This is a genomic window from Mesorhizobium sp. P2_F7, assembly GCF_056403695.1.
This window is the reverse complement of record NZ_JBFUFA010000016.1, coordinates 26,443-48,635: the sequence shown is the minus strand read 5'-3', so window position 1 is coordinate 48,635 and position 22,193 is coordinate 26,443. Positions and strand designations below refer to the sequence as shown.

The window sequence follows — 22,193 nt, the reverse complement described above, 5'->3', positions numbered from 1 at the left end:
TCCGGGAGGTGTCGCGGAGGGTGGATGGCCCTTTTGGGCTTAAGTGGAATTTTGACGTGCGTTTGAAGACGATTTGCATTCTTGCGCTTGCCTTGCTTGTGGCAGGCTGCGGCGGCCGCAAAACCGAGGAACTGCTCGGCAGCGCTGTCATGTCCACGCCGGTGACGGAAATTTCGGGCAATCACTCGATCTTCATCGCCACGACACGCAAGAAGTCCGACGATCCCAACAAGGTTTTCGACGGCGAGCGCTCGGCGACGCTGAATTATGCCCGCGTCAACGTCACCGTTCCCGGCATCCACCAGACCGGCCAGATCGAGCGCCGCTCGCGCGGCAATTCCAACGATCCGGCCAAGTATTTCATGGCTTCCGAGGTTGTCGGCTACGACGCGCAGCCGAAATTTTCGAGCGCGCTCAACGCCGACATCGCGGCGCGCGGCGGCCGCGTCATGGTCTTCGTGCATGGCTACAACACCGGCTTCGACGACGCCGTCTACCGCCTGACCCAGATCGTCCACGATTCCGGCTATCCCGGAACCCCGGTGCTGTTTTCCTGGGCATCGGGCGCCAAGACCACCGACTATGTCTATGACAAGGAAAGTGCCAGCGCCGCCCGCGATCAGCTGGAAGTGACACTCAGGATGCTGGAGCAGTCCGGCGCGCGGCGCATCGACATCGTCGCCCATTCGCTGGGAACCTGGGTCACCATGGAAACGCTGCGCCAAATGGCCATCACCGGCGACCGCGATCTCGGCGGCAAGCTCGGCGACGTCGTTCTGGCCTCGCCCGACATCGATGTCGACGTGTTCAAGAGCCAGATGCGCCGCTACGGCAAGCCGGACAAGCCGTTCATCCTGCTTTTATCCGACGACGACCGTGCGCTCAGGCTCTCCGGCCTGATCGCCGGCTCGCGCCCGCGCGTCGGCGACTACAAGGATGCCGCCGACCTCGCCGCCTATGGCGTCACCGTGGTCGATCTCTCCAAGGTCAAGGGAACCGACAGCTTCAACCACACCAAATTCGCCGACAATCCCGAACTGGTGAAGATGATCGGCCAGCGGCTGCGCGAGGATGACGGCTTTGCCAGCGACCAGACAGTGACCGACCGCATCACCCAGCTCGCGCAATAATCGGCTTCGACAGACGAGGCACCGGTGCCCGGCTCGCCACTTTGAACTGGACCGGACTGGCCTCTGGCTTTATCGGAATAGCCGGAGGCGTTAATATTTGCCGCCCTTGAGGGACCCCGGGTGATCGTGCGTTTGAAGATTGTGCTTGGTCTTGCCTTCGCGCTCGCCGTCACCGGCTGCGCCGGCCAGAACACGCATGACCTCCTGAACAAGACGACGGTGTCGGTGCCCGCCTCCGACATCGCGGCCACGCACGAAATCTTCGTCGCCACCACCCGCCAGCCGGCGACCAAGGATCCGCGCCAGGTGTTCGACGGCGACCGTTCGCTGACCACCAATTACGCCCGCGTCGACGTCACCGTGCCGAAGGTGCACCAGCTCGGCGCGATCGAGCGCGCCAAGGGCTCGGCCAACTCCAACCCGGCCAAGCAGTTCACCGCCACCGATGTCGTCCACTATGGCGACGCCTCGCAATTCGCCAAGGCTGTCGGCGCCAACATCGCCATGAATGGCGACCGCGCCCTGGTCTTCGTGCACGGCTTCAACAACGGTTTTGACGACGGCGTCTACCGGCTGACGCAGATAGCCCACGACACCAAATATCCGGGCACGCCGGTGCTGTTTTCCTGGGCTTCGAGCGGCAAGACCACGGGTTACATCTACGACAAGGAAAGCGCCAACGCCGCCCGCGACGATCTCGAGGCGACGCTCAGGATGCTGGCCAAGACAAAGGTCAAGAGCATCGACGTCATTGCGCATTCGATGGGAACCTGGGTGACGATGGAGGCGCTGCGCCAGCTCGCCATCACCGGCGACCGCGATCTCGGCGGCAAGCTCGGCTACGTCGTCCTGGCCTCGCCGGACATCGATGTCGACGTCTTCAAGAAACAGATGATCCGATACGGCAAACCAGACAAGCCGTTCGCCATCCTGCTCTCGGGAGACGACCGTGCGCTGAAGCTGTCGTCCATCATCTCCGGCGACAAGCCGCGCGTCGGCGACTACGGCAATGCGGCCGACCTCGCCAGCTATGGCGTGGTCGTGGCGGATCTGACCAAGACCAAGGGCGGTGACCGTTTGAACCACGCCAAGTTCGCGGACAATCCGATCCTGGTGCAATTGCTCGGTGACCGGCTGCGCACACCAGCTGCGCTCCGATCGAACGATCCGGGCGAGTTTGACGATATCGGCCAAGGGATTGGCAAGGCCGTCGGCTCCATGGCCGAAGTCGTCATCACCACCCCGTTCAAGGTGCTGACCATCGCCACTGGCGGGTGAACAACGCAAGGGCATGTCGAGATTCGGGTCAGGCCGAGTCGAGAATGGCTGATACCGAGAACCGGAGCGGAGCGTACTTTTGGGTACGTGAGCACCGGAAGCGCAGGTATCGGTCGTTCGCAGGCCGGCCTCACCCGAATATCGATATGCCCTAGATAAACAGATCGACTTTCTGAAACGTCGTCACGTCGATCAGGCCGACATCGGAAATTCTCAACTCCGGGATGACGACCAGCGCCAAGAGCGAGTGCTGCATGTAGGCGTTGTTGAGCGAACAGCCCATCTTGCGCATCGCTTCGGTCAGCTTTTCGGCCTTGGCGGCGACGATCTCGGCGCGCTCGTCCGACATCAGCCCGGCGATCGGCATTTCGACCAAAGCCAGTTCCTTGCCCTTTGAAAACAGAACCACGCCGCCACCGACCTCGCCCAGCCTGTTGACGGCCAGCGCCATGTCTTCCTTGTTGGTGCCGACGCAAATGATGTGATGGCTGTCATGCGCCACGCTGGAGGCCATGGCGCAGTCGCCCATATAGCCGAAGCCGGAGACGAAGGCGTTGGTGACGCCGCCTGTGCTCCGATGGCGCTCGACCAGCGCGATCTGGCAGATGTCGTTGCGGCGGTCCATGGCGACCAGCCCGTCCTCGACCGGCAGATCGGCCTCGAGCGCCCGCGTCGGCGCCTGGTTCTCGATGACGCCGATCACTCGCACCCGCACCTCATTGGCGCCTTTGGGTGCCGCGATGTCGAAGTCGCCTGACTTGAGCTTCTTGCCGAGCTTGACCGTGTTCTTTGCCGTCTTCGGATAATTATAGGCCGGAATATCGATGTCGAGCTTGCCGCCCTTGGCCAGCCTGACGCCGCGGCCATAGACCTCGTCGATGGTCATGGCGGCGAGATCGGAAACGATCAGCAGGTCGGCCAGCCGTCCTGGCGCGATCGAGCCCAGTTCGCGCTCCAACTTGAAATGCTGGGCGGTGTTGAGCGTCGCCATCTGGATTGCCGTCACCGGCTTCAGCCCCTGTTGGATGGCGTGACGCACCACCCGGTCCATGTGGCCTTCATGCACCAGCGTGCCGGAATGGCTGTCGTCGGTGCACAGGATGAAGTTGCGCGGATCGATGCCGCCTTCCGTCACCGCCTTGATCTGAGAGGCCACATCATACCAGGCCGAGCCGAGCCGCAGCATCGCCTTCATGCCCTGGCGCACGCGGGCAATCGCGTCTTCGGCGCGCGTGCCTTCGTGATCGTCCTCGGGGCCGCCGGCGACATAACCGTGGAACGGCAGGCCGAGGTCGCGCGAGGCATAGTGCCCGCCGACCGTCTTGCCGGCTCTTACGGTCGCTGCAATCTCGCCCGACATCACCGGATCGTTGGCGGCGACACCGGGGAAATTCATCACCTCGCCAAGCCCGATGATGTTTTCCCAGGTCATCGCCTCGGTGACATCGGCGACCGTCAGTTCGGCGCCGGCATGTTCCAGCCCCGGTGCCGACGGCACGCAGGACGGCATCTGGACGTGCACGTTGATGGGCATGGCGACAGCTTCGTCATGCATCAGCCGCACGCCGGGCAGGCCAAGCACATTTGCGATCTCGTGTGGATCGATGAACATCGAAGTGGTGCCGTGCGGAATGACGGCCCGGCAGAACTCGGTCACCGTCACCATGCCGCTCTCGACATGCATATGCGCGTCACAAAGGCCAGGCACCAGATAGCGGCCGCCGGCGTCGACCACCTTGGTGCCCTGGCCGATGGCGTGGCTGGCATTTGGCCCGCAATAGGCAAAGCGGCCGCCGGCAATGGCGATGTCGGTGCCGGCGATGATCTCGCCCGAATGCACATTCACCCAGCGTCCGTTGCGAATGACGAGATCGGCCGGCTTGCGCCCCGTTGCGACATCGACCAGATGCGTCGCCATCTCGGTCCAGGGTTTCGGTTTCGTCGCATGCGCAGTCTTTGCCATCGGAGACTCCTGTTTGCCCGACTGTGCCAAGCCGGCATGGCTTTGACCAGCGATTGCGGGCGAAATCCGCTCGGCGAGGTTCATTTGTGCCGGCACTTGTGCTATTGTTTCTTGCACGGTGCTGATTTGCGCCAATGACCCGCCGCGAGGCGGGTTTTTTGTTGCGATTGCCGTCACAGGCGCAACCGGACGCGTTGCAGCGGCACGGATTGAATTTTCAATTCACGCCGCCAGCCGAAACCCCCGTTCGTTGACTCCGCACACGCGGAGACTGTTAAATCGGCCTCCGCAATCGTCCGAGGCCGAAACGACCCGAGGACGAAACCTCCTGAGGTGAAGTCATGACCCGGTTCCTGAAAGCGTTTGTCTTCGTCACCCTGTTCCTGATCTCGGCCGGCTTTGCATCCGCCGAGGAGCGCTGGCTGACGCTGCCGGAGCCGGCGGCGATGCCCAAACCGGATCAGAGCGGCTATGCGCCGGTCAACGGCATCCAGATGTACTATGCCGTTTTCGGCACTGGCGATCCGATCCTCCTGATCCATGGCGGACTTGGCCACGCCGATATCTGGGCGAGCCAGGTGGCGACGATGTCCAAGACCCACAAGGTGATCGTCGCCGACAGCCGCGGCCATGGCCGATCCACCCGCACCGAGCAGCCCTACGGCTATGACCTCATGGCGTCCGACTATCTGGCCCTGCTCGACTACCTCAAGATCGACAAGACTGCTCTTGTCGGCTGGAGCGACGGCGGCATTATCGGCATCGACATCGCCCTGCATCATCCGGAGCGGCTGACCAGGCTGTTTGCGCAAGCCGCCAATGTCACCACCGATGGCGTCGATCCAGGCGTGATGACCAACAAGACCTTTGCCGCCTACATCGACCGCTCGGGGCGCGACTACAAGAAGATGTCGAAGACGCCGGACCAATACGATGCCTTCGTGGCGCAGATCAGCCATATGTGGGAGTCGGAGCCGGCCTGGACCAAGGAACAACTCGGCAAGATCACCACGCCGACCGCGATCGTTGCCGGCGATCATGACGAGGCGATCAAGCGCGAACACACCGAATACATGGCCTCCGTCATTCCGGGCGCCAAGCTTATTATCCTGCCCAATGCCAGCCATTTTGCCATGCTTCAGGCGCCGGACGAATATAGCCAAGCGGCGCTGGACTTCATCGACGCCAAATAGAGCATAGCGCGCAGCAACAGGCGCATTTCGATTGTTGAACAATGGGTTTCGTTTTACCGCGAATAGGACTACCTTGCGTCAAGGAGTCTTCTGAACCGCCATTTCGGAGAGCTCGATGCGTCATCTGACGCTCGCAACTGCCGGATTTCTGACCGCTCTGGCCGCGCCGGCTTTTGCCGCCGACCCGATGGCGGTACCGATGACCGAACCGGGCTTCGACTGGACCGGCTACTATGCCGGTCTGCAGGCGGGCTACGGCTGGGGCCAGTCTGACATCACGGGAACGGAGGGCGAGCCGTTTTCCACCTCGCCCGATCCCGATGGTGGTTTTGTCGGCGGCCACGTCGCCGGCCTGTGGCAGTTCGACCAGGCGGTGATCGGCGCCGAGGCCGAGCTCAACTATTCCCGTATCAAAGGCACGACGGTACTAGGCCCCCCCGGAAACAATTTCGGCACCGACATCAAATGGTTCGGGTCGGTCAACGCTAAGGCCGGCTACGCCATGGACCGGCTGCTGGTCTATGGCATTGGCGGCGTCGCTTTCGCCGGCATCGAGACCTCGCAAGCCCCGGACTTTTCCAGCACAAGCACGCATGTCGGCTGGACGCTCGGCGCCGGCGTCGACTACGCGCTGACCGACAAGTTCGTCGTCGGCGCCCAATATCGCTACTACGATTTCGGCTCCGAACATCATGACGGCTCCGACGAATTCGTCGGCCGCGACCAGGACGTCAAGCTGAACACGGTCGGCATCAACCTCAGCTACAAGTTCTGAGCGTCCTCGGCGACTCAGATTTTCCTTACAACCAATTGTTTTGAAATCACGAACCACCTTTCATGGGTTCGAGTGGCGACACCCGGCAAAAGATGGCTTAACGGGTTTTCGCTGGCGTCTGAAAAGGGCTGGCCTGCGGACGTGGCGGAATTGGTAGACGCAAGGGACTTAAAATCCCTCAGCTACGGCTATTCGGGTTCGATTACCGGCGTCCGCACCACATTGAAATCAAACGATAATCAGCTTTCTTGGGTAGCCGCAAGGGCAGCCGAAGGGAAGGTGCAAAGTGCTCGAATTCGAAAATGTCGTCGGCGGTGGGAAGGCGACCTTGATTGATGTGATCGGGGTAGAAATGCAGGAAGGCCTCACTCTCGACTTCAAGGCCCCGGGCCTGAAAACGCCGGCTGCTACCTTTACGCCAGAGGGTAAACTTACGAGAGAAGGCCGCGCCGCTTAGAAGAGTTTCGCCAATGTCGATGGGACAGCGCTTGAATATATTGCATAGCGCGGCTTAATTCAGATCACCACCCCGCCCCTACGTCCAAATGCATGATGTTCGAGCGACCCTGTTCCTTTTAGCTTTCCAGTGCTAGCGCTCGTGGCTCAATCTAGGACAGAGCGGGACCTTCCGGGTAGATGCAGGTTCGAACCCTGCCGAGTGCACCAAAGCCCGCCACCGTGAGACATCTGTGAATTTTGTCACAGACGCATCGACGCACTGGCCTAGCTTGCAGCGTGTAGTTTCATGCAGCGGTGAAGGGAGTACTCCGATGCTTGTGAACTTTCCTATGCTTCTGAACCTTCCTCTTGTCGTAGCTGGTCCCCTTATCGATTGGCTCGATCATCGAGCCGAACAGAAGGCGCAGTTGAAGGCAACGGACGAGCTGAGTGAGTCACCAGACGACATGCTCAGCGACATCGGGATTTCCCGTGACGAAATCACGACATATGCGTTGAGCAGCAAGCGCGCCTAAGGGCCAAGGGCTGCAATCAAAAAGCCCGCCAGCTCTTGGCAGCGGGCCAAATCGCTCAGACTGAGTTTCACCAAGACGTTTGTGGTTGTTCGCGCTCGTCGTCGCCTTCTCTGTCGTCACGGGTACGACGGGAGTTGGTCACAAGACCAAGAATATCAGCGCGGGCGATACAATCGTCCTCGCAATCGGACTGCCGACGAGTTGAGCCTGTTCCTCTCGGCGCAGACATGTTTCGCAGTGGCAACGAACCCGGCTTGAACAGCGCTCGGCGAACTTCACACGCACGATGACTACCCCCGCAAAACGCGATTAGCATGCGCTGGAAGTAGTTCCTGAACATTTTAACGGATCATTGACCACGCTGTCCCAAAATAGGACGGCGCGGTCAAATCACCCAACCGACTGCGCAGGCGGCTCCGGCAGGCTACGCCCTACCCAGCCCAGTGTGCCGGGGCCGCTTCCACAATCATACTAATACCAGCAACGGTTGAATCAACGGTTACGACAAGTGGTTTCCAAAAGGGGAATTTCACGAGGTTAAGGAAAACAAAAAGCCTGCCAGGGGGCCAGCAGGCTAAGGTCGACGAGGGTAAGGGTTTGAATTCTCTCGTCGCAAGATAATTTAGCCGGAGCTTACATTTGCGACAACTAGTCCTTACGGGCTATCAGCCCAACCCCTTCTCCACTCTGCGACAAGGTCAGACAGCAGCGAACGGGGCGGTTGCAAAAGGGCGCAACCCGTGAATTTCGATCGCTGTTGCCAGTTCGCTACAGCGAATTTTTTGGCAAGCTAATATAACCTTTGTCAGCGCTGGGGCACCGGGTTGTTTGGCTGGGGCGCCGGATTGTTGGCGGGGGTCAATCCTTGGAACCCTTAGCGTTAGTACGAGGGAAGATGGCCCGCTGACTTTGGTCGGCGGGTTTTTCTTTTCGCCTCGGCCTGGCGAGCGGGGGCTGATGATCACTGACCTGTTTTTTAACGCGGTCGCGGCATTCTCGATACTCGTTCCGCTTTATTTTAGTGAGGTTTTAGGCCGCCTGTCCGCGTCACCAGCGCGCGATCGCCCCCCAGCGGCCGGATAGCGCCAAATGGTCAGTTGCGCGATTGCTAATGTGTAATACCTTGGGCAGTGCGGGGAGGAGATCCAATCGTACCCGTATTGATCGGTGCGGCCTGCACCCCCCAAAGAGAGCCCCAGGTCGCACCGGTCATTCCCCCAACGGGACGGGTAGTAGTGCCTAGCGCCCGATAACCCGGTTCACGACAGCATCGTCTGGCACGTGGTCGGTTAGCTCCGCAAATAGCTCCCTAATGTGATCGACCCATTTCTTTTCGGGCAACTTCAGTTCGCGTACTCGCCGCGGTAGCCCCAACGGCAAATGCCGACGAGATCCGAATCGTCGAAAAAACAGGTCACATTTAGTAGCGGGAAGTGCAGCGATCTAAGCCACACCCACGCTTCAGCGCTGATCGCCAGCGGGCTCGACGTGGTTGCAATCAGCTGGCGTCTAGGGCATGCGTCGCCTGTGGTCACGCTGTCGGTCTACGCCCACCTTTTCAAGCGGTCGGATGAAGGCGCGGCGGCGGCGATCGAAGCGGCGATGAGAACGGGCGCGGAACAGCAATAGGGCATTCGGTGCCAATTCGGTGCCAAAGCCCCACCCAGGGCTAGACCGGAATCGCCTTAAGTGCTTGTAATCGCGGCCTGCGGACGTGGCGGAATTGGTAGACGCAAGGGACTTAAAATCCCTCAGCTACGGCTATCCGGGTTCGATTCCCGGCGTCCGCACCACGTTGAAATTAAACGATAATCGGCTTTCGATCGACTTGTCGGATACTCTACCAAAATCGTGTGTGGGTAGCCTTGGGGGTGAAGTCGATCGAGACTATCACCGGCAAGAGGGCGCCGTTCATCCGGTGGGGCACCACAGGGCCGGTGCAGCCGCTGCGGGAGAAGCCGCCGAGCTAGGTCTCGTCCCTGATAGGCAAGATGCCCCACCGGAATCAGCCGGTGGGGCTCTTAGAACAGCCCACTTAGGGACTAGCTGAAGGGGCTGTTCGGCGGTGTGACCCGGGGAGGATCACATGTGCAATTTGGCACCTTCCTTTGCCCGGCACATCGGCCGAACAGATGAGGATGGTACCAGGCAAGCACGCCTATTCCTCCCTGAAGTCCTGCAAAGACGCGTGACGTAGGTCTTCCTTCCCTCGCAGGTGCTTCACGCGGCCAGGAAGATGGAGTGCTACATGTTGAGCACGGTGCCTGGTGATCCGGTCACAAACCTGAAGTTTGAAATGTATTGGTTTTATAGGACCGACATCAAGGCACCGTTGCCTCCAACAAGGCGGTAAAACAAGGCGGCTCCGGCAACCCTACGTTCAAATGTTCCAACTCACACGACGCCGGCCATTTTCTCTGCAACTACTTGCCTTGGCTGCACGTACCTTATGGTGACGGTAGGTTTCGCTGGGTCATGGGTTTGGGGGCGCGGCCTGCCGTCACTAGGGGCGCCGGGTGGGGTTGCTCCCTGCCTGTTTCTGACCGGCGCCTGCCCCACCCGAGGTTCCCCAACCCCTGGCGTCGGCCACTTTCCTGTTCCAGCCAAAACCATCGAGCATTTGGCGATTCGCCCGGACAAACTATGATGGTGGCCTGCGGTTTTCAAAAATTCTGATTTTGTACGAGTAAGTCAGGCGGATCTCATTTCCACAACCCTCACATGTCAGAGACTTGGAGCTCTTTATCAGGCGACCTTTACGGATCATCATTCGGTTGCAGTTAGGGCATTGGACGACCATATCGTCATCGTCCCGATGTCGTGAAAGTGCCATATGGTCGCCTCCTGCCGGTTCACTGGAAGCAAGCTGCATGCCGCATCTGCGTCTCTGTTTGAGACACTTCGCACGCGACACGGTGCGTTCACCAAATCAAGCGTTGATCGAAGAGGCGATCCGTCGGGATTCTATCCCTAGGTGGGCGTATGGAGATCGCCATGGGCAGAAGCAAACCTTCCAAGCAGCTTTCGCAGGCTGAAATTGAGCGCTTCCTGGCGACAGCAGAGGCAGGCGTTGGCATTGGCTTGGCGATCGCGGGCTGGGGGTAGAAACGTCCGCGTTGCATTGGCGACTCGCTGAGAGGCCACCTGTCTCAGGCTACTCGTAGTCGACGTAGCCTTTCGGCGACGTAATGAGGACCGGACCCGGCGAGCGGTCTCTCGGTAGCCAGGAAGCTATCTAGCATGGCAAGCATTTCTCGCGCCGCACCGGACGAGCAGAAATAATAAATCATTTTTCCGTCGCGGCGGATGTCGACAAGGCCGAACGCGCGGAGCTTGGCAAGATGCTGCGATAGGGCCGATTGGCTGAGCAGAACTTTCTCTGCAAGCACACCAGCCGAAAGTTCGCCCCCGGCCAAGTGGTTCATGATCAAAAGCCGCTTCTCATTTCCCATCAAATCTAGAAATTCGGCGACATTCTCAGCATGAGCGGCAAGCTTTCTCGAAATCATCAGACCAAAGTCCTAGCCAACATCAGACCAAAGCCCTTACCAGCGCGGAGTTGTTTTTACAAGATTGCGTTATCAAGGGAGGCCGATCGACAGTGGACCAGGCAAGCCGATTAGCCCGCTGCAAGAGACAAACTACGCTGATCCTCACAGGTTCCGTCAGGAAACAAGAGAATGCAGCCGGCCGGAGCCAGCATGCGTATTAGTTGCAGCTAAACCTCTCTGGACTCACTGCCGCTTTGGAAGCATTCTTTGCCTCGGGGAGTGATGGGCGTGGGCAAAGTCCAGCGTCATGAAGGTGCCAACCAAGCTGACCGCTGGCGCAGAAACGCCAGGAGCCGTCGAGCGCGGTTATGGCGATGGCCATATCTGCTTTCGCTGCTGATGGTCCCCCTGGCAGCCTTTCTTGAAGCTATCGCCGGGCTCGTTCCTGCCGGCCTGCTGAACGGCAGTGCTGGTAGTTGCGAGATCAAAGGCAACATCTCGATCAACAGCGGCGAGCGGAGCTACCACGTGCCTGGCCAAATGTCTTACGATGACCCTGTCATTCGGCCTGAGTTCGGAGAGCAATGGTTCTGCTCGGCGTCTGAGGCGCGTGCGGCAGGCTGGCACAAGGCGAGACCGTAGGGAGGATTCCGGTGCGACCCCTTATTTGGATCCTTGCCACAGTTGCCGTGTTGTTCGTACTGGACCTCGTGGCAAACGATGGCCGCTATACGGATCAGGTTGTACGCAAAATTCAAGACGCTGCCGCCTCGACCGGACCTACCGGCCGCATCACGATCGACAACTAGGTGCAGGAATGATCCTTCCCAGGATGTCGGGAAGGCGGCAGCCGGCGGCAGGCCGGCCGTCACGACTTTTTATAGCCGTTTGGATTTGGTGTCGGCGCCTCGCGCACATCCCGCGGTGGCGGGTCGATATGTTGAGGCTCTGGCGATGCGTCCTTGTCCGGACGGACGGGCGTCTTCCCCGGACTGGGTTTCGGCGGCGGATCTTTGAGTTTGCCTTGCATGCCCAAAGAACCGACATGGCCACTCTCTTGTTCCCACACACGCTCTGATATTTTAGCCGCTGCGAAACAAAGCCCCCGTTCCCGCGTTGAGATTTCGTCCACATGGGGAGAAACGCGAAAATGGATCCGGCAACTGCCGCAATGATGGTTCTGCTGTCGTGCAGCCCAGGCCAGGCTGTCTGCAAACCGCTCGATACGTCACCGGCGAAGATGTTCGCATCCGTTGACGAATGCCAGGCTGCGTTGGCCAACAGGCTTGCAGGCGCCCCCAACGGGGAGATTGTCGGGCGATGCCGTTCGGTCGACCCGTCCGCTACGGGTTCCCTTCCCGCGAGATACAGGACGGTTGTCGTCACCCGGGGCATGGGGGCGAATGCGGTGAGCAGTCGCTACATCGTGCTGCACAAAGACTGAACCCCGACGTCAGCCCCCTTGATGCGGCGCCGGTTTCGCCCGACAATAGGGAACAATTTTGCCCGCCACGTGTTAGGTGCTCATGAACTTCGCGGACTCCGAACCCAGAATGGCAGCCGATCTTCTGACCACGCAACTCGCCGATGCCCAACAGCAGCGCATCAAACAGACCGAGCTCGCGCTTGCACTCAGCGAGAAAATGGTGGCCGAAAACCTCGCTTTATCCACCAGGATACGGTCTGCGAGGCGGCGTGTCGCCGGAGGGCGTCTGGCGACAATCGACCAAACAACCTTGCAAGAGTTCGCACAATAATCGCGACCCACTCCGGATGGTGTGGCAGAGGTTGCTGGCAGCGGTGATCGGCCAATACGTCGCAGGAACCAAAGCGTTCGGCAGGGGTTGGTGTTCCGAAGGGATATCAACCCAAAAGGACGCGGAACAATGGACCTGATGAACTTAGAACTCGCCAGAGCACGACAGAGCGTCGGCCGGGCAAAATTGGATCTCGAACGCGCTGAAAACTTGCTCGATGAAGAGGGCGGCGTCGCCGTGAACCTCGCCTTGTGTTGCCGAATTCGCTCTGCGCAACGGCGCGTGGTCGAGGCTAGGCAGCGGCTGACGAAGATCGATCCCATCAAGGCAAATTGACCGATGATCGCGACCCTGAACCCCGAAATCGCGAGAAGTGGGCCCATCTATCGCCCGGCGCAACTCGCCCTACTCCGGCATCAGTTGATGCAACACTTCGAAAGCACCGACTCTGCAGCAAGGCAGGTCGAGGACGAGCTGGCCAAGCTGTCCAAAGCAACCGCTACAGATCGGCAAGCGCCTCACATCTGAAACGGGCAGGTCATCCGAAGCAGTTGCCTCAAATGTCGAGATAGCCGGCAGCGACAAGCATAGCCTTGTATCGGCTGGCAAATCGGCTGGGTAGACGGCTGAGATACCCCGAGGCGCCAATATCCCAATGCGCGCCCAGTTCGCGATCGAAGGCAGCCGGGTCGAATTGCAGCAACCCGCTGCGCGGATAGACCGTGAATTCTCCGAAGATCGGCTCCCCTTCCTCCTCATAGAAGTCGACACGCACCATGTCGAACTCGCGGCCAAGCGCCTCGGCTGCCTCGATCATCCGGGCGAGGCTCTTGGGCGGAGGAATTTCCAGGCTCGAGTCGATCGCGCCCTGGACGATGTTGAGCGGGCGCCAGTCGCGATCCAGGTGGCCGGTATTCTTGACTGTGGAACGGAAGGCGACGACGACGATGTATTCGACGTGGCCGGCCAGCACGCAGAGCTTGTAGTCGACCGGGTCATAATCCTGGTCCTTGCCGACCAGCGCTTCGACGAAAACCCGCCGCTCGATGTGCGCATAGCTGCGTTCGAGCTTGCGGGCGCCATAGGTCTGAGCAAGGTGTTCCGTCATCTCGGCAATGATTGCCTCGCGATCAGCGTTGGCCGGATCGCGAACGATGACGTTCATGGCGCAACCGTGGTTGCATTTGACGGCGTAGGGAATTTTCAAGTCATCGAAGGGGATTTGGCGGGGGTCGTCGCCCTGCCACAGCACCTCTGGGATGGCGAGCCCGGGGAGCCTCTCGCGGACGATTTCCTTGGAGATGAGCTTGTCGAGAAGACCGACAAAGCGAGGGTCGTCATCGAAAATCTTGCGCCAGTGGATCTTCTCCGTGAAGGTCACAGGGGCTGCGAAATTCGGCAGATGCCGCATCCGCTTGAGGAAACGCTGGGTCAACCGGCGGTAGCGGACAAGCAGCGCGGCGTTCAGCAACAGCAGGGATGCTCGCGCGCTGTTTCGCTTCAGCCATGCCTTTACGCCACGCGCCATTCCGGTGTCCTTACAACTTGCGGACGACTAGGCGACCGGGATTCGCGGGTCAAGCCCCCGATGACGCATCCATCGAAATGCGCCCGCGCCTGTGCCGGACAGCGGGGTAGAGTTTCAGCTGCTGGATCAGAATTTTATTCCCACGACGTCGCTGCAGTCGCATCAATCGCCGGTTCCATCGCCATTATGCATGACGGTTGTGCGGTACGGAGCCGAGAGCAAGTTTCTCAGCCACCTCCGCGCGACCCAACAGCGCTTGCGCATCCCCAGCGCTCTTTCGGAACGACCAATGACGGTAACGATCGACAAAAACGCAAGCTGGCGCGACATCGCGCACGTGAGCGACGGCGAATCCCTGGCGCTCAGTCTGGCGGCGTGGGAGAGGATCGCCTTTGCGAACCAGCTCGTAGCTTCCATCGTCGAAAAAGGCATTCGCGCCTATGGCGTCAATACCGGGGTCGGCGCATTGGCAAGCAAGGTGGTGGCGCCTGCCCTGCACAAGAAACTGTCGCGCAACATCATTCGCAGTCATGCATGCGGCGTCGGCGACCTCGTGCCGAGACGCGGCGTGCGCGCCATCATTGCCGCCCAGGTGGCAAATTTCGCGCATGGCCATTCGGGCGTAAGCCCTCAGATCGTCCGCAACTTGCTCACCTTTATCGAGCGCGACTGCATTCCCGACGTGCCGTCCCGGGGCTCGGCCGGGTATCTGACGCACAACGCGCATGTGGCACTGGTCTTGATCGGTGAAGGCAGTGCAACGGTGGCAGGGCGCTCGATGAGCGGACTGGAAGCGCTCGCTGAAATGGGTCTGGAACCGCTGGAGCTTGGCGCAAAAGAAGGCTTGAGCCTCGTCAATGGCACAGCGTGCGCGACCGGCCTGATCAGCATCGCCGTGCAACGCGCGGAGCGCTTGCTGGGATGGGCTGACGCCGCGGCTGCTTTGACGCTTGAAGCCGCCGGCGCGCAAATGCCGGCCTTCGGCGAAGCCATCCTGGCGATGCGGCCCTCGCCCGGCATTCAGGATGTCGGCAAAGCGCTGCGCGGCTGGCTTCACGGCAGTGAACTCATCGCGCTTGCCCACGGCAGCCGCACGCAGGACGCCCTCAGCCTTCGTGCCGTGCCGCATGTTCATGGCGCCGCCAGGGAAGTGTTGGACCGGTCCGCTGAGCTGGTCGACCGTGAACTGGCTGCCGTCACCGACAATCCCGCTGTGTTCGGGTCGTTGAGCGATCCCCAGGTTGTTTCAGAGGCGCATGCGGTGGCGCCGGCGCTCGGACAGGCAGCCGACGGCCTGACCATCGCCTTGGCGCAGGTGGCAGGAATGAGCGAGCGTCGCATCGACCGTCTCGTCAATCCACTGGTCAACAATCTGCCGGCCTTCCTTGCCGATGAGGACGGAGCCAACTCCGGCTTCATGATTGCCCAATACACCGCGACGTCGCTCAGCAACGTCAACCGGCGCCTGGCCGCGCCGGCGGCAACCGACGGCGGCGTCACATCCGGTCTGCAAGAGGATTTTTTGGCGCATCCAACGGTGGCAGCCAACAAGCTGCTCGCCGTTATCGACAACGCCGAATACATTCTGGCAATCGAACTCATGGCCGCTGCGCAGGCCCATGATTTCCTGGCCGAGCGCGGTGCACGCGCGCCTGGTACCGACACCATCTACCGAATGGTCCGGGACAACATCGCGCACTATTCCGACGATCGGCCTCTGTCCGGGGACATGGAGGAATTGCGCACCTTCATCCGCGAAGTGGACGTGCCGCCCTGCCCGCAGCACACCGAATGAGGCCCTCCGAGCTTCGCGAAGCTAGGCCTTCATAGGGTACAGTTTCAGGTGCTGGATCAGGATGATGGTCTTGGCGTCGATGATGCGGCCGTCGGCGATGCCGGCCAGCGCCTCGTCGAGCGGCATTTCCAAAACCTCGATGTCCTCGCCTTCCTCCGGCGCGCCGCCGCCGGCCGAGATGCGGTCGGCGGGTGAGTAGCGCGCCACGAAAAACCACAGCCGCTCGGTCACGCTGCCTGGGCTCATATAGGGCGAAAACAGCCGTTCGATGTTCTTCAGATGGTAGCCGAGCTCTTCCTCGGCCTCCTTGAGGATGGCGGTTTCCGGGTCGTTTTCGTCGAGCAGGCCGGCGCAGGCCTCGATCAGCGGTTCGCGGTGGCCGGTCACATAGGCGGGATAGCGGAACTGCCGCACCAGCAGCACCGTCTGGCGCTCGGGATCGAAAGGCAGGATCACGGCGCCGTCGCCGCGATCGTAGGTCTGGCGGATCTGCGTCTCCCACTGGCCGTCGCGCCGGCGATAGTCGAGGACGGTCTTCTTCAGGACTGCCCAGTCGTCGGACAGGACTTCCTCCGAGCGGATACGGATGCGATCTTCCATGATGAACTCCATGCTGTCGGCGCCATGGCGTAGCCGCGAACCGTTTTGCGCGCAACCGTTTCACCGCCTCGTGTCTGGTGCCGGCAACTGCCATCGCCTACATAGCTCAAGCCCCCGTCTCCGGAGTTTTTTGATGACTGCAGCGCTTTTCCAGCCGATCACCCTCGATGGCCTGACCTTGCCGAACCGCATCGCGGTGGCGCCGATGTGCCAGTATTCGGCCGACGATGGCTCGGCCAGCGACTGGCACCTCTACCACTGGATGAACCTGGCCATGTCGGGCGCCGGCATGGTTACGGTCGAGATGACCGATGTGGAACGACGCGGCCGCATCAGCCATGGTTGCCTCGGCCTCTATTCCGACGACAACGAGGCCGCCGCCCGGCGCACACTGGATGCCGCCAGGCGCGTCGCCGGCCCCGACACGAAATTCGGCATGCAGCTCGCCCATGCCGGGCGCAAGGCGTCCAACAGAAAGCCCTGGGAAGGCGGCGGTCCATTACAGCCGGGCGAGGACCCCTGGCAGACCGTCTCGGCCTCGGCTGTTCCCTATGACACCGGTTGGAACGTGCCGCATGCGCTGGAGGAGGATGAAATCCTGCAGCTCGTCGAACGCTTCGCCCAAGCCGCAAAGCGGGCTGAGCGCGCCGGTTTCGACTTCCTCGAATTGCACGCCGCGCACGGCTATCTCATCTTCCAGTTCCTGTCGCCGCTCTCCAACCAGCGCACCGACCGCTGGGGCGGATCGCTGGAAAACCGCATGCGTTTCCTGCTCGAAATCGTCAAGGCGGTGCGCAAGGCGGTTCCCAGGCTGATGCTGGGCACGCGCCTGTCGGTGAAGGAATGGGTCGATGGCGGCTTCGAGGTCGAAGATGCGATCGAAGTGGCCAAGGCCTTGAAAGCGCTTGGTGTTGCCTATCTCTGCTGCTCGAGCGGCGGCAATTCGCCCCTTCAAAAACTGCCGATCGGTCCCGGCTACCAGGTGCATCTGGCGGAAGCGGTGCGCAAGGGTGCCGGCATTCCGACGCGGGCCGTCGGCCTGATCGACGATCCCGCCCAGGCCGAAGCGATCGTCGCCGACGGTCGCGCCGATATGGTGGCGCTGGCTCGCGCCTTCCTCGCCGATCCGCGCTGGGGCTGGCGCGCCGCCGCCACCTTTGGCGAGAAAATCCATCCGGCGCCGCAGCTTGCGCGCTCGGTAACGACGATGCAGCACTGGATGAAGGGCTGAGCAAGCCGCGCCGGCGGATAAGCAAAAACGCATTTGCTGGACAGGCAGCCGCAGCTTCGCTTTAATCCACCCGCACATTCCCCAGGGGCAAGGCCGCCTTGACGGCCGGGTTGGGAGCAAAGTCATGGCATCAAGGGCAATCTATCCCGCGGCCGCCGCTCTGGTGGTCGCGCTGTCGTTCGCCGCGTCGTCTCCGGTTGGCGCGCAATATTGCGAAGGCACGGTGCACGGCCTGTCCAGGCACTACGATCTGGATACGGGCAGCGGGTTCCTCGCCGTGCGGGCGCGGCCGAGTTCATCGTCGCGCATGATCGGCCAGTTGTTCAACGGCGATCACACCGAAATCTTCGACCGCCGCGGCAACTGGTACAAGATCGACTTCGAGGGCCGCACCGGCTGGGCCAACGCACGCTGGCTGCGCAACGATTGCGGTTACTGAGACGCCAATGCAGGTCGCCCAAAAGTGGAAGCCGGTTTTGGGCTAACGACATGCATCAGACAAAGACCAAAAGGCGCGTCGCACACGCGACGTGACGTTTGGGCGCAGGCCGACTGCCACTTTTGCAACCAAATTGGCTGCTTTGCGTTGCGGCCATCATGGATAGCAAACCTTTTGAAACGCCCGTCGTGGTCGAACTCGGCCATGTCGGCAAATATCGCCAGATCCGCAGCACCCAGGAAGCGGCGGAGTGTCTGATGACGGTCTGGCCGCTCAATCGCGGCCCGCGCCATCGCGATGCTCTCGACACTTGCCTCAAAGTGCTGGAAGGTTATCGTTCGACGGCCGATGCACGCAGGGCTTTGATCGAAGCGGCCAAGGAATCGGAAGTGCTGGTTCCCGAAGACCGGCTGCCCGACGCCAAATTGCATTGAAAAACGGGCTGCATCGAACGAACGGACGAACCGGAGGATTTCATGGCGAAGCTGACTTACAAGATCGTCGAGCATGACGGGGGCTGGGCCTACAAGGTCGGTTCGACATTCTCGGAGACATTCCCCACCCACCAGGACGCGCTGCGCGCCGCCGAGATCGCCTCGGCCGAGCAGCAGGTCGCAGGCACCACGGACGGCATCCAGTATGAGGACGCCGACGGCAAGTGGCACGACGAACTGGCCGATGGCCGCGATAGACCGCAAACCGAAGTTTCCGACTGATCCTTGTTTGTTATGGATCGCTGCCAGCCGTGGATGCCTGTTTGAGGCATCCTGCCGGTCAGTCGAGGCTGCGGCTCGATCACTTGCCGCAATATTGATCGTTCACGTTAGGCCTCACATTTCCGTAGGGTCCTGACGGATCCGAGGCACACGGGCCGCCGGCACCGCCATAGGCCTGACCGCTGGCATTGATGCTGCCGGTGGTGCTCTGGTCGACGGTCGAGGACTGCTCGTTGCCGAACGGCCACCAGCTGCGATGGTTGGAATAGGTGCCATCGGATGACTGGGCCATCGCCGATGTGGCAAGACCGATCGTCAGAACGGATGCTGCGAAAAGTTTCCTGTACATTGAATTACTCCGTATCTGCCGCCTTGGTGCGACACGGGAGTAAACCCGGACCTCCGCCGAATGGTTCAGTGAAATTGTCGTGAGGCCGCGGTGATGCCTACGGCAAAAAAGCCCGCTCGGCGATGCGCTTGATGAAGGCGATGACGCGGTCCGGCTCGGCGAATTGCGGCATATGGCCAAGGCCGTCGACCATCTCGAAGTCGAGCCCGCCGATCCTGTCCTTCATCGGCTCTCCGTGGATGCGCATGTCGATGACGCGATCGGCTGTGCCGAACAAAATGCCGGACGGCATGGCGATCTCGCCGTAGCGCTGCTCGATGCGGGCAAGATCCTCTTCGACCGCCACGAAATCGGTGGAGGTCGCATGGAAGTGGGTGGGCCTCAGCCCGAGCCATCCGCCTCCGTTGATCATGTAGTCGGCGGGAACGGCCTGCGGCGAAAAGATGAACTCCAGTGTCTGCCGCGCATATCTGAGACTGGTTGGGATCGCGACGGTATAGGCCATGATCCCGCGCCAAAGCCGCGAGCGGATATAGAGCAGGCCCGCTTTCTCGCGCACGCCGGCTTCCAGATGTGTTAGCGGCGCCAGTAAGGCGATGCCGGAAATCGCCTCGGGGTGCTCCACCGCCAGGGTCAGCGTGACGGCGCCGCCCAGCGAGTGGCCGACCACGAGCGGCCTTTCCAGTCCTAGTTTTTCAATGAAGCGTCTCAGGATTTCGGCCTGTTCGGGCAACCGGCCAGTAGCTCCCGTGGCCCGCACCGAATAGCCCGATCCCGGCCGGTCGAGCGCGATCAGCCGGTAGCCTGGGCCGAAGTGGTCAAACAGCGTGTGCCGGAACTGGTGGATCTGTGCGCCAAGTCCGTGCACGAACACGATCGGCCTGCCCTCGCCCTCCTCGACATAGTGGATGCGATTGCCGTCGATCTCGACGAACCTTCCGCTGACCGGCACCAGCCTTTCGGCCTTGGCGGCGATCCAGAGCGTTGCCGCCACCAGAGAGGTGACAATGACGACGGCTAGGGCCAGCACGCCGGCGACAAGCCATAGCAGAATCGATACCAGCATGTTTCACCCGGGAGCGGACCGGCGCGCACCATCACCCAGTGCAGGACGCACGGCAAGGCGGCTGGTCGGCATTGCCGCCCGTCTCGCGTCGCGCTATCTCAGGCGACCTTGTCCGCCCAGGCGACCTGTCCAGCCCTGAGGCATCTTCCACCGGAGCCTTCCATGCCTGAAATCGTCACTGCCGCCATGCTTGTCATCGGCGACGAGATTCTGTCCGGCCGCACCAAGGACAGGAACATCGGCCACCTCGCCGACATCATGACGGCCATCGGCATCGACCTGAAGGAAGTGCGCATCGTTCCCGATGAGGAGGACGAGATTGTCGCTGCGGTGAATGCCGTGCGGGCCCGCTACACCTATGTCTTCACCACCGGCGGCATCGGCCCGACGCATGACGACATCACCGCGGACTCGATCTCCAAGGCGTTTGGCGTGCCCTGCGAATACGACGCCAAGGCCTATGCCATGCTGGGTGAGAGCTACGCCGCGCGCGGCATCGAATACACCGAGGCACGCAAGCGCATGGCGCGCATGCCGCGCGGTGCCGACCATATCGACAACCCGGTCTCGGTCGCGCCCGGCTTTCGCATCGGCAATGTCCATGTCATGGCCGGCGTGCCGGCGATCTTCCAGGCCATGCTCGACAATGTCGTGCCGACGCTGAAGGCCGGCACAAAAATGCTGTCGGCCACCGTCCACTGCCCGTTCGGCGAAGGCCTGATCGGTGGTCCCCTGGGTGACATCCAGAAGGCGCATCCCGACACGATCATCGGCTCTTATCCGAAGTATGGCGACGGCAAATTCTGGACCGAACTGGTCGTCCGCGCCCGCAGCCAGGAGGCGCTGGATTCGGCGCGTGCGGATGTCGAGGCGATGGTGGCCGGATTCACTGCCGCCAATTGACCTTGGGGTTTAGCGGCCCATCGCCGGGCCGGAACCAAGCCCCTTACTCTGACGTTTTCCCTCGGGCGCACCCGGCGCCGGCAGATTTGAGGGAATTCCCATGCGCTTCAAGACCATCGTCGCCATATTGCAGAACGAACAGGATGCCGAGCGCGTGCTCGACTGCGCCATCCCGCTTGCCGACCGGTTCGAGAGCCATCTCATCGGCATCCATGCCGAAGCGCTGCCCGTGCCCTACACCTCGGCCACCGGCTTTCCCGACACCGAGTTCCTGCAGGTCTCCGCCGACATGAATCGCGAGCGCGCCGAAAAACTGCAGGCGCTTTTCCTCGGGCGGATCGAAAAAACGGGCCTTTCCTTCGAATGGCGCAGCCTCGAGAGCTTTTCCGGCGACAGCGCGCTGACCGGCATTTCCAGCGTTCGGGCCGCCGACCTGATCATTGCCGCGCAACGCGAGACCGGCGGCGATCCGAGCGCCGATGTCGACACGCTGGTCTACGATGCCGGCCGCCCGGTGCTGGTGGTGCCGCATGAGGGGCCGCTGGTCACCACATTCAAGCATGTGCTGCTGGCCTGGAACGGCAGCAAGGAAGCCGCTCGGGCCGCCTTTGACGCCCTGCCCTTCATCATCGAGGCGGAGAAGACCGACATTCTGGTCATTGATCCACCGGACACGCTGGACGATAACCCGGAAGCCGCAGGCGCGGAGATCGCCGCGGCACTGTCTCGGCATGGCGCAACCGTCAGCGTCTCGGTGCAGACGTCGGGCAATGCCTCGGTCGACGACGTCATCCAGACCAGGATCGCAGAGACCGGCGCCGACCTTCTGGTGCTCGGCGCCTACAGCCATTCCTGGCTGCGCCAGCTTCTGTTCGGCGGCGTGACGCGCACCGTCTTGCGCACTGTGCCGGTGGCGGCCTTTTTGTCGCGGTAACTCCACAGACTACAGTGGCACCGCCCTTGCCAATGCCCTGACTTTCCAGTTAATTCCGCGCGCATTCCACA

The 22,193-nt window shown here is 61.3% G+C and carries 23 protein-coding genes and 3 tRNA genes; 20 read left to right on the top strand and 6 right to left on the bottom strand.

Features of this window, described 5'->3' with window-relative positions; translation table 11 throughout:
• Nucleotides 1–56 precede the first annotated feature (56 nt).
• A complete protein-coding gene (locus AC1DZ8_RS30425; RefSeq protein WP_477306375.1) occupies nucleotides 57–1,130 on the top strand; it encodes an alpha/beta hydrolase in 1,074 nt (357 codons plus the stop codon).
• A 120-nt stretch (nucleotides 1,131–1,250) separates the two neighbouring features.
• Complete coding sequence (locus AC1DZ8_RS30420) at nucleotides 1,251–2,408, top strand: alpha/beta hydrolase (RefSeq protein WP_477306377.1); 1,158 nt, start codon at nucleotides 1,251–1,253, stop codon at nucleotides 2,406–2,408.
• 151 nt (nucleotides 2,409–2,559) lie between these two features.
• On the opposite strand, the gene ade is transcribed toward AC1DZ8_RS30420, so the two are convergent.
• Complete coding sequence (gene ade / locus AC1DZ8_RS30415; RefSeq protein ID WP_477306379.1) at nucleotides 2,560–4,371, bottom strand: adenine deaminase; 1,812 nt, start codon at nucleotides 4,369–4,371, stop codon at nucleotides 2,560–2,562.
• A 341-nt stretch (nucleotides 4,372–4,712) separates the two neighbouring features.
• Here ade and AC1DZ8_RS30410 point away from each other — a divergent pair, with 341 nt between their 5' ends.
• The 8 genes from AC1DZ8_RS30410 (at nucleotide 4,713) to AC1DZ8_RS30375 (ending at nucleotide 9,106) form a co-directional block, all read left to right on the top strand.
• A complete protein-coding gene (locus tag AC1DZ8_RS30410; RefSeq protein WP_477306381.1) occupies nucleotides 4,713–5,564 on the top strand; it encodes an alpha/beta fold hydrolase in 852 nt (283 codons plus the stop codon).
• Between the two features lie 115 nt (nucleotides 5,565–5,679).
• Nucleotides 5,680–6,339 carry an outer membrane protein gene (locus AC1DZ8_RS30405; protein ID WP_477306383.1) on the top strand — a complete coding sequence of 220 codons (660 nt, stop codon included), beginning with the start codon at nucleotides 5,680–5,682 and terminating at the stop codon, nucleotides 6,337–6,339.
• Nucleotides 6,340–6,474: 135 nt separating this feature from the next.
• Nucleotides 6,475–6,559 (top strand) — tRNA-Leu (locus AC1DZ8_RS30400).
• Nucleotides 6,560–6,625: 66 nt separating this feature from the next.
• Nucleotides 6,626–6,796 carry a hypothetical protein gene (locus tag AC1DZ8_RS30395; RefSeq protein WP_477306385.1) on the top strand — a complete coding sequence of 57 codons (171 nt, stop codon included), beginning with the start codon at nucleotides 6,626–6,628 and terminating at the stop codon, nucleotides 6,794–6,796.
• Between the two features lie 135 nt (nucleotides 6,797–6,931).
• Nucleotides 6,932–7,005, top strand: a tRNA-OTHER gene (locus AC1DZ8_RS30390).
• A gap of 104 nt (nucleotides 7,006–7,109) precedes the next feature.
• Entirely contained in the window at nucleotides 7,110–7,313 is a 204-nt protein-coding gene (locus AC1DZ8_RS30385; protein WP_477306387.1) for a hypothetical protein, read from the top strand.
• Nucleotides 7,314–8,693: 1,380 nt separating this feature from the next.
• Nucleotides 8,694–8,942: a hypothetical protein gene (locus AC1DZ8_RS30380; RefSeq protein ID WP_477306389.1), complete on the top strand. Its 249-nt coding sequence runs from the start codon at nucleotides 8,694–8,696 to the stop codon at nucleotides 8,940–8,942.
• A 79-nt stretch (nucleotides 8,943–9,021) separates the two neighbouring features.
• Nucleotides 9,022–9,106, top strand: a tRNA-Leu gene (locus AC1DZ8_RS30375).
• A 1,356-nt stretch (nucleotides 9,107–10,462) separates the two neighbouring features.
• Here the strand turns inward: AC1DZ8_RS30375 and AC1DZ8_RS30370 are convergent.
• Nucleotides 10,463–10,822, bottom strand: a complete 360-nt coding sequence (locus tag AC1DZ8_RS30370) for an ArsR/SmtB family transcription factor (protein WP_477306391.1) — start codon at nucleotides 10,820–10,822, stop codon at nucleotides 10,463–10,465.
• 264 nt (nucleotides 10,823–11,086) lie between these two features.
• Between AC1DZ8_RS30370 and AC1DZ8_RS30365 the strand changes: the two genes are divergently transcribed.
• The 3 genes from AC1DZ8_RS30365 (at nucleotide 11,087) to AC1DZ8_RS30355 (ending at nucleotide 12,897) form a co-directional block, all read left to right on the top strand.
• On the top strand, nucleotides 11,087–11,446 hold the full coding sequence (locus AC1DZ8_RS30365) for a sunset domain-containing protein (RefSeq protein WP_477402144.1): 360 nt from the start codon (nucleotides 11,087–11,089) through the stop codon (nucleotides 11,444–11,446).
• A gap of 911 nt (nucleotides 11,447–12,357) precedes the next feature.
• The gene (locus AC1DZ8_RS30360; RefSeq protein WP_477306393.1) at nucleotides 12,358–12,561 is read left to right on the top strand and encodes a hypothetical protein; all 204 of its coding nucleotides are present in this window, start codon (nucleotides 12,358–12,360) and stop codon (nucleotides 12,559–12,561) included.
• A 129-nt stretch (nucleotides 12,562–12,690) separates the two neighbouring features.
• Complete coding sequence (locus AC1DZ8_RS30355) at nucleotides 12,691–12,897, top strand: hypothetical protein (RefSeq protein WP_477306395.1); 207 nt, start codon at nucleotides 12,691–12,693, stop codon at nucleotides 12,895–12,897.
• A 220-nt stretch (nucleotides 12,898–13,117) separates the two neighbouring features.
• Here the strand turns inward: AC1DZ8_RS30355 and AC1DZ8_RS30350 are convergent, their stop codons facing one another.
• Nucleotides 13,118–14,089, bottom strand: coding sequence for an ATP-grasp fold amidoligase family protein (locus AC1DZ8_RS30350; RefSeq protein ID WP_477306397.1), 972 nt, complete (start codon nucleotides 14,087–14,089; stop codon nucleotides 13,118–13,120).
• 289 nt (nucleotides 14,090–14,378) lie between these two features.
• Between AC1DZ8_RS30350 and AC1DZ8_RS30345 the strand changes: the two genes are divergently transcribed.
• Nucleotides 14,379–15,884, top strand: a complete 1,506-nt coding sequence (locus AC1DZ8_RS30345) for an HAL/PAL/TAL family ammonia-lyase (RefSeq protein ID WP_477306399.1) — start codon at nucleotides 14,379–14,381, stop codon at nucleotides 15,882–15,884.
• A gap of 21 nt (nucleotides 15,885–15,905) precedes the next feature.
• Here the strand turns inward: AC1DZ8_RS30345 and AC1DZ8_RS30340 are convergent, their stop codons facing one another.
• Nucleotides 15,906–16,484: an NUDIX domain-containing protein gene (locus tag AC1DZ8_RS30340; RefSeq protein WP_477281322.1), complete on the bottom strand. Its 579-nt coding sequence runs from the start codon at nucleotides 16,482–16,484 to the stop codon at nucleotides 15,906–15,908.
• Nucleotides 16,485–16,617: 133 nt separating this feature from the next.
• On the opposite strand from AC1DZ8_RS30340, the gene AC1DZ8_RS30335 reads away from it, so the two are divergent.
• The 4 genes from AC1DZ8_RS30335 (at nucleotide 16,618) to AC1DZ8_RS30320 (ending at nucleotide 18,870) form a co-directional block, all read left to right on the top strand.
• The gene (locus AC1DZ8_RS30335; RefSeq protein WP_477306401.1) at nucleotides 16,618–17,715 is read left to right on the top strand and encodes an NADH:flavin oxidoreductase/NADH oxidase; all 1,098 of its coding nucleotides are present in this window, start codon (nucleotides 16,618–16,620) and stop codon (nucleotides 17,713–17,715) included.
• A gap of 124 nt (nucleotides 17,716–17,839) precedes the next feature.
• Nucleotides 17,840–18,154: an SH3 domain-containing protein gene (locus tag AC1DZ8_RS30330; protein ID WP_477306403.1), complete on the top strand. Its 315-nt coding sequence runs from the start codon at nucleotides 17,840–17,842 to the stop codon at nucleotides 18,152–18,154.
• Between the two features lie 155 nt (nucleotides 18,155–18,309).
• Entirely contained in the window at nucleotides 18,310–18,588 is a 279-nt protein-coding gene (locus AC1DZ8_RS30325; protein ID WP_477281745.1) for a DUF982 domain-containing protein, read from the top strand.
• Between the two features lie 42 nt (nucleotides 18,589–18,630).
• Nucleotides 18,631–18,870 (top strand): DUF2188 domain-containing protein, encoded by a 240-nt coding sequence (locus AC1DZ8_RS30320; RefSeq protein WP_113193910.1) that lies wholly within the window; start codon nucleotides 18,631–18,633, stop codon nucleotides 18,868–18,870.
• Nucleotides 18,871–18,949: 79 nt separating this feature from the next.
• On the opposite strand, the gene AC1DZ8_RS30315 is transcribed toward AC1DZ8_RS30320, so the two are convergent.
• On the bottom strand, nucleotides 18,950–19,219 hold the full coding sequence (locus AC1DZ8_RS30315) for a hypothetical protein (protein ID WP_477306406.1): 270 nt from the start codon (nucleotides 19,217–19,219) through the stop codon (nucleotides 18,950–18,952).
• 97 nt (nucleotides 19,220–19,316) lie between these two features.
• Entirely contained in the window at nucleotides 19,317–20,285 is a 969-nt protein-coding gene (locus AC1DZ8_RS30310; protein ID WP_477306408.1) for an alpha/beta fold hydrolase, read from the bottom strand.
• A 162-nt stretch (nucleotides 20,286–20,447) separates the two neighbouring features.
• Between AC1DZ8_RS30310 and AC1DZ8_RS30305 the strand changes: the two genes are divergently transcribed.
• Nucleotides 20,448–21,188 (top strand): competence/damage-inducible protein A, encoded by a 741-nt coding sequence (locus tag AC1DZ8_RS30305; RefSeq protein ID WP_436260141.1) that lies wholly within the window; start codon nucleotides 20,448–20,450, stop codon nucleotides 21,186–21,188.
• A gap of 100 nt (nucleotides 21,189–21,288) precedes the next feature.
• Nucleotides 21,289–22,122: a universal stress protein gene (locus AC1DZ8_RS30300; RefSeq protein ID WP_477306410.1), complete on the top strand. Its 834-nt coding sequence runs from the start codon at nucleotides 21,289–21,291 to the stop codon at nucleotides 22,120–22,122.
• The last annotated feature ends 71 nt before the right edge of the window (nucleotides 22,123–22,193 follow it).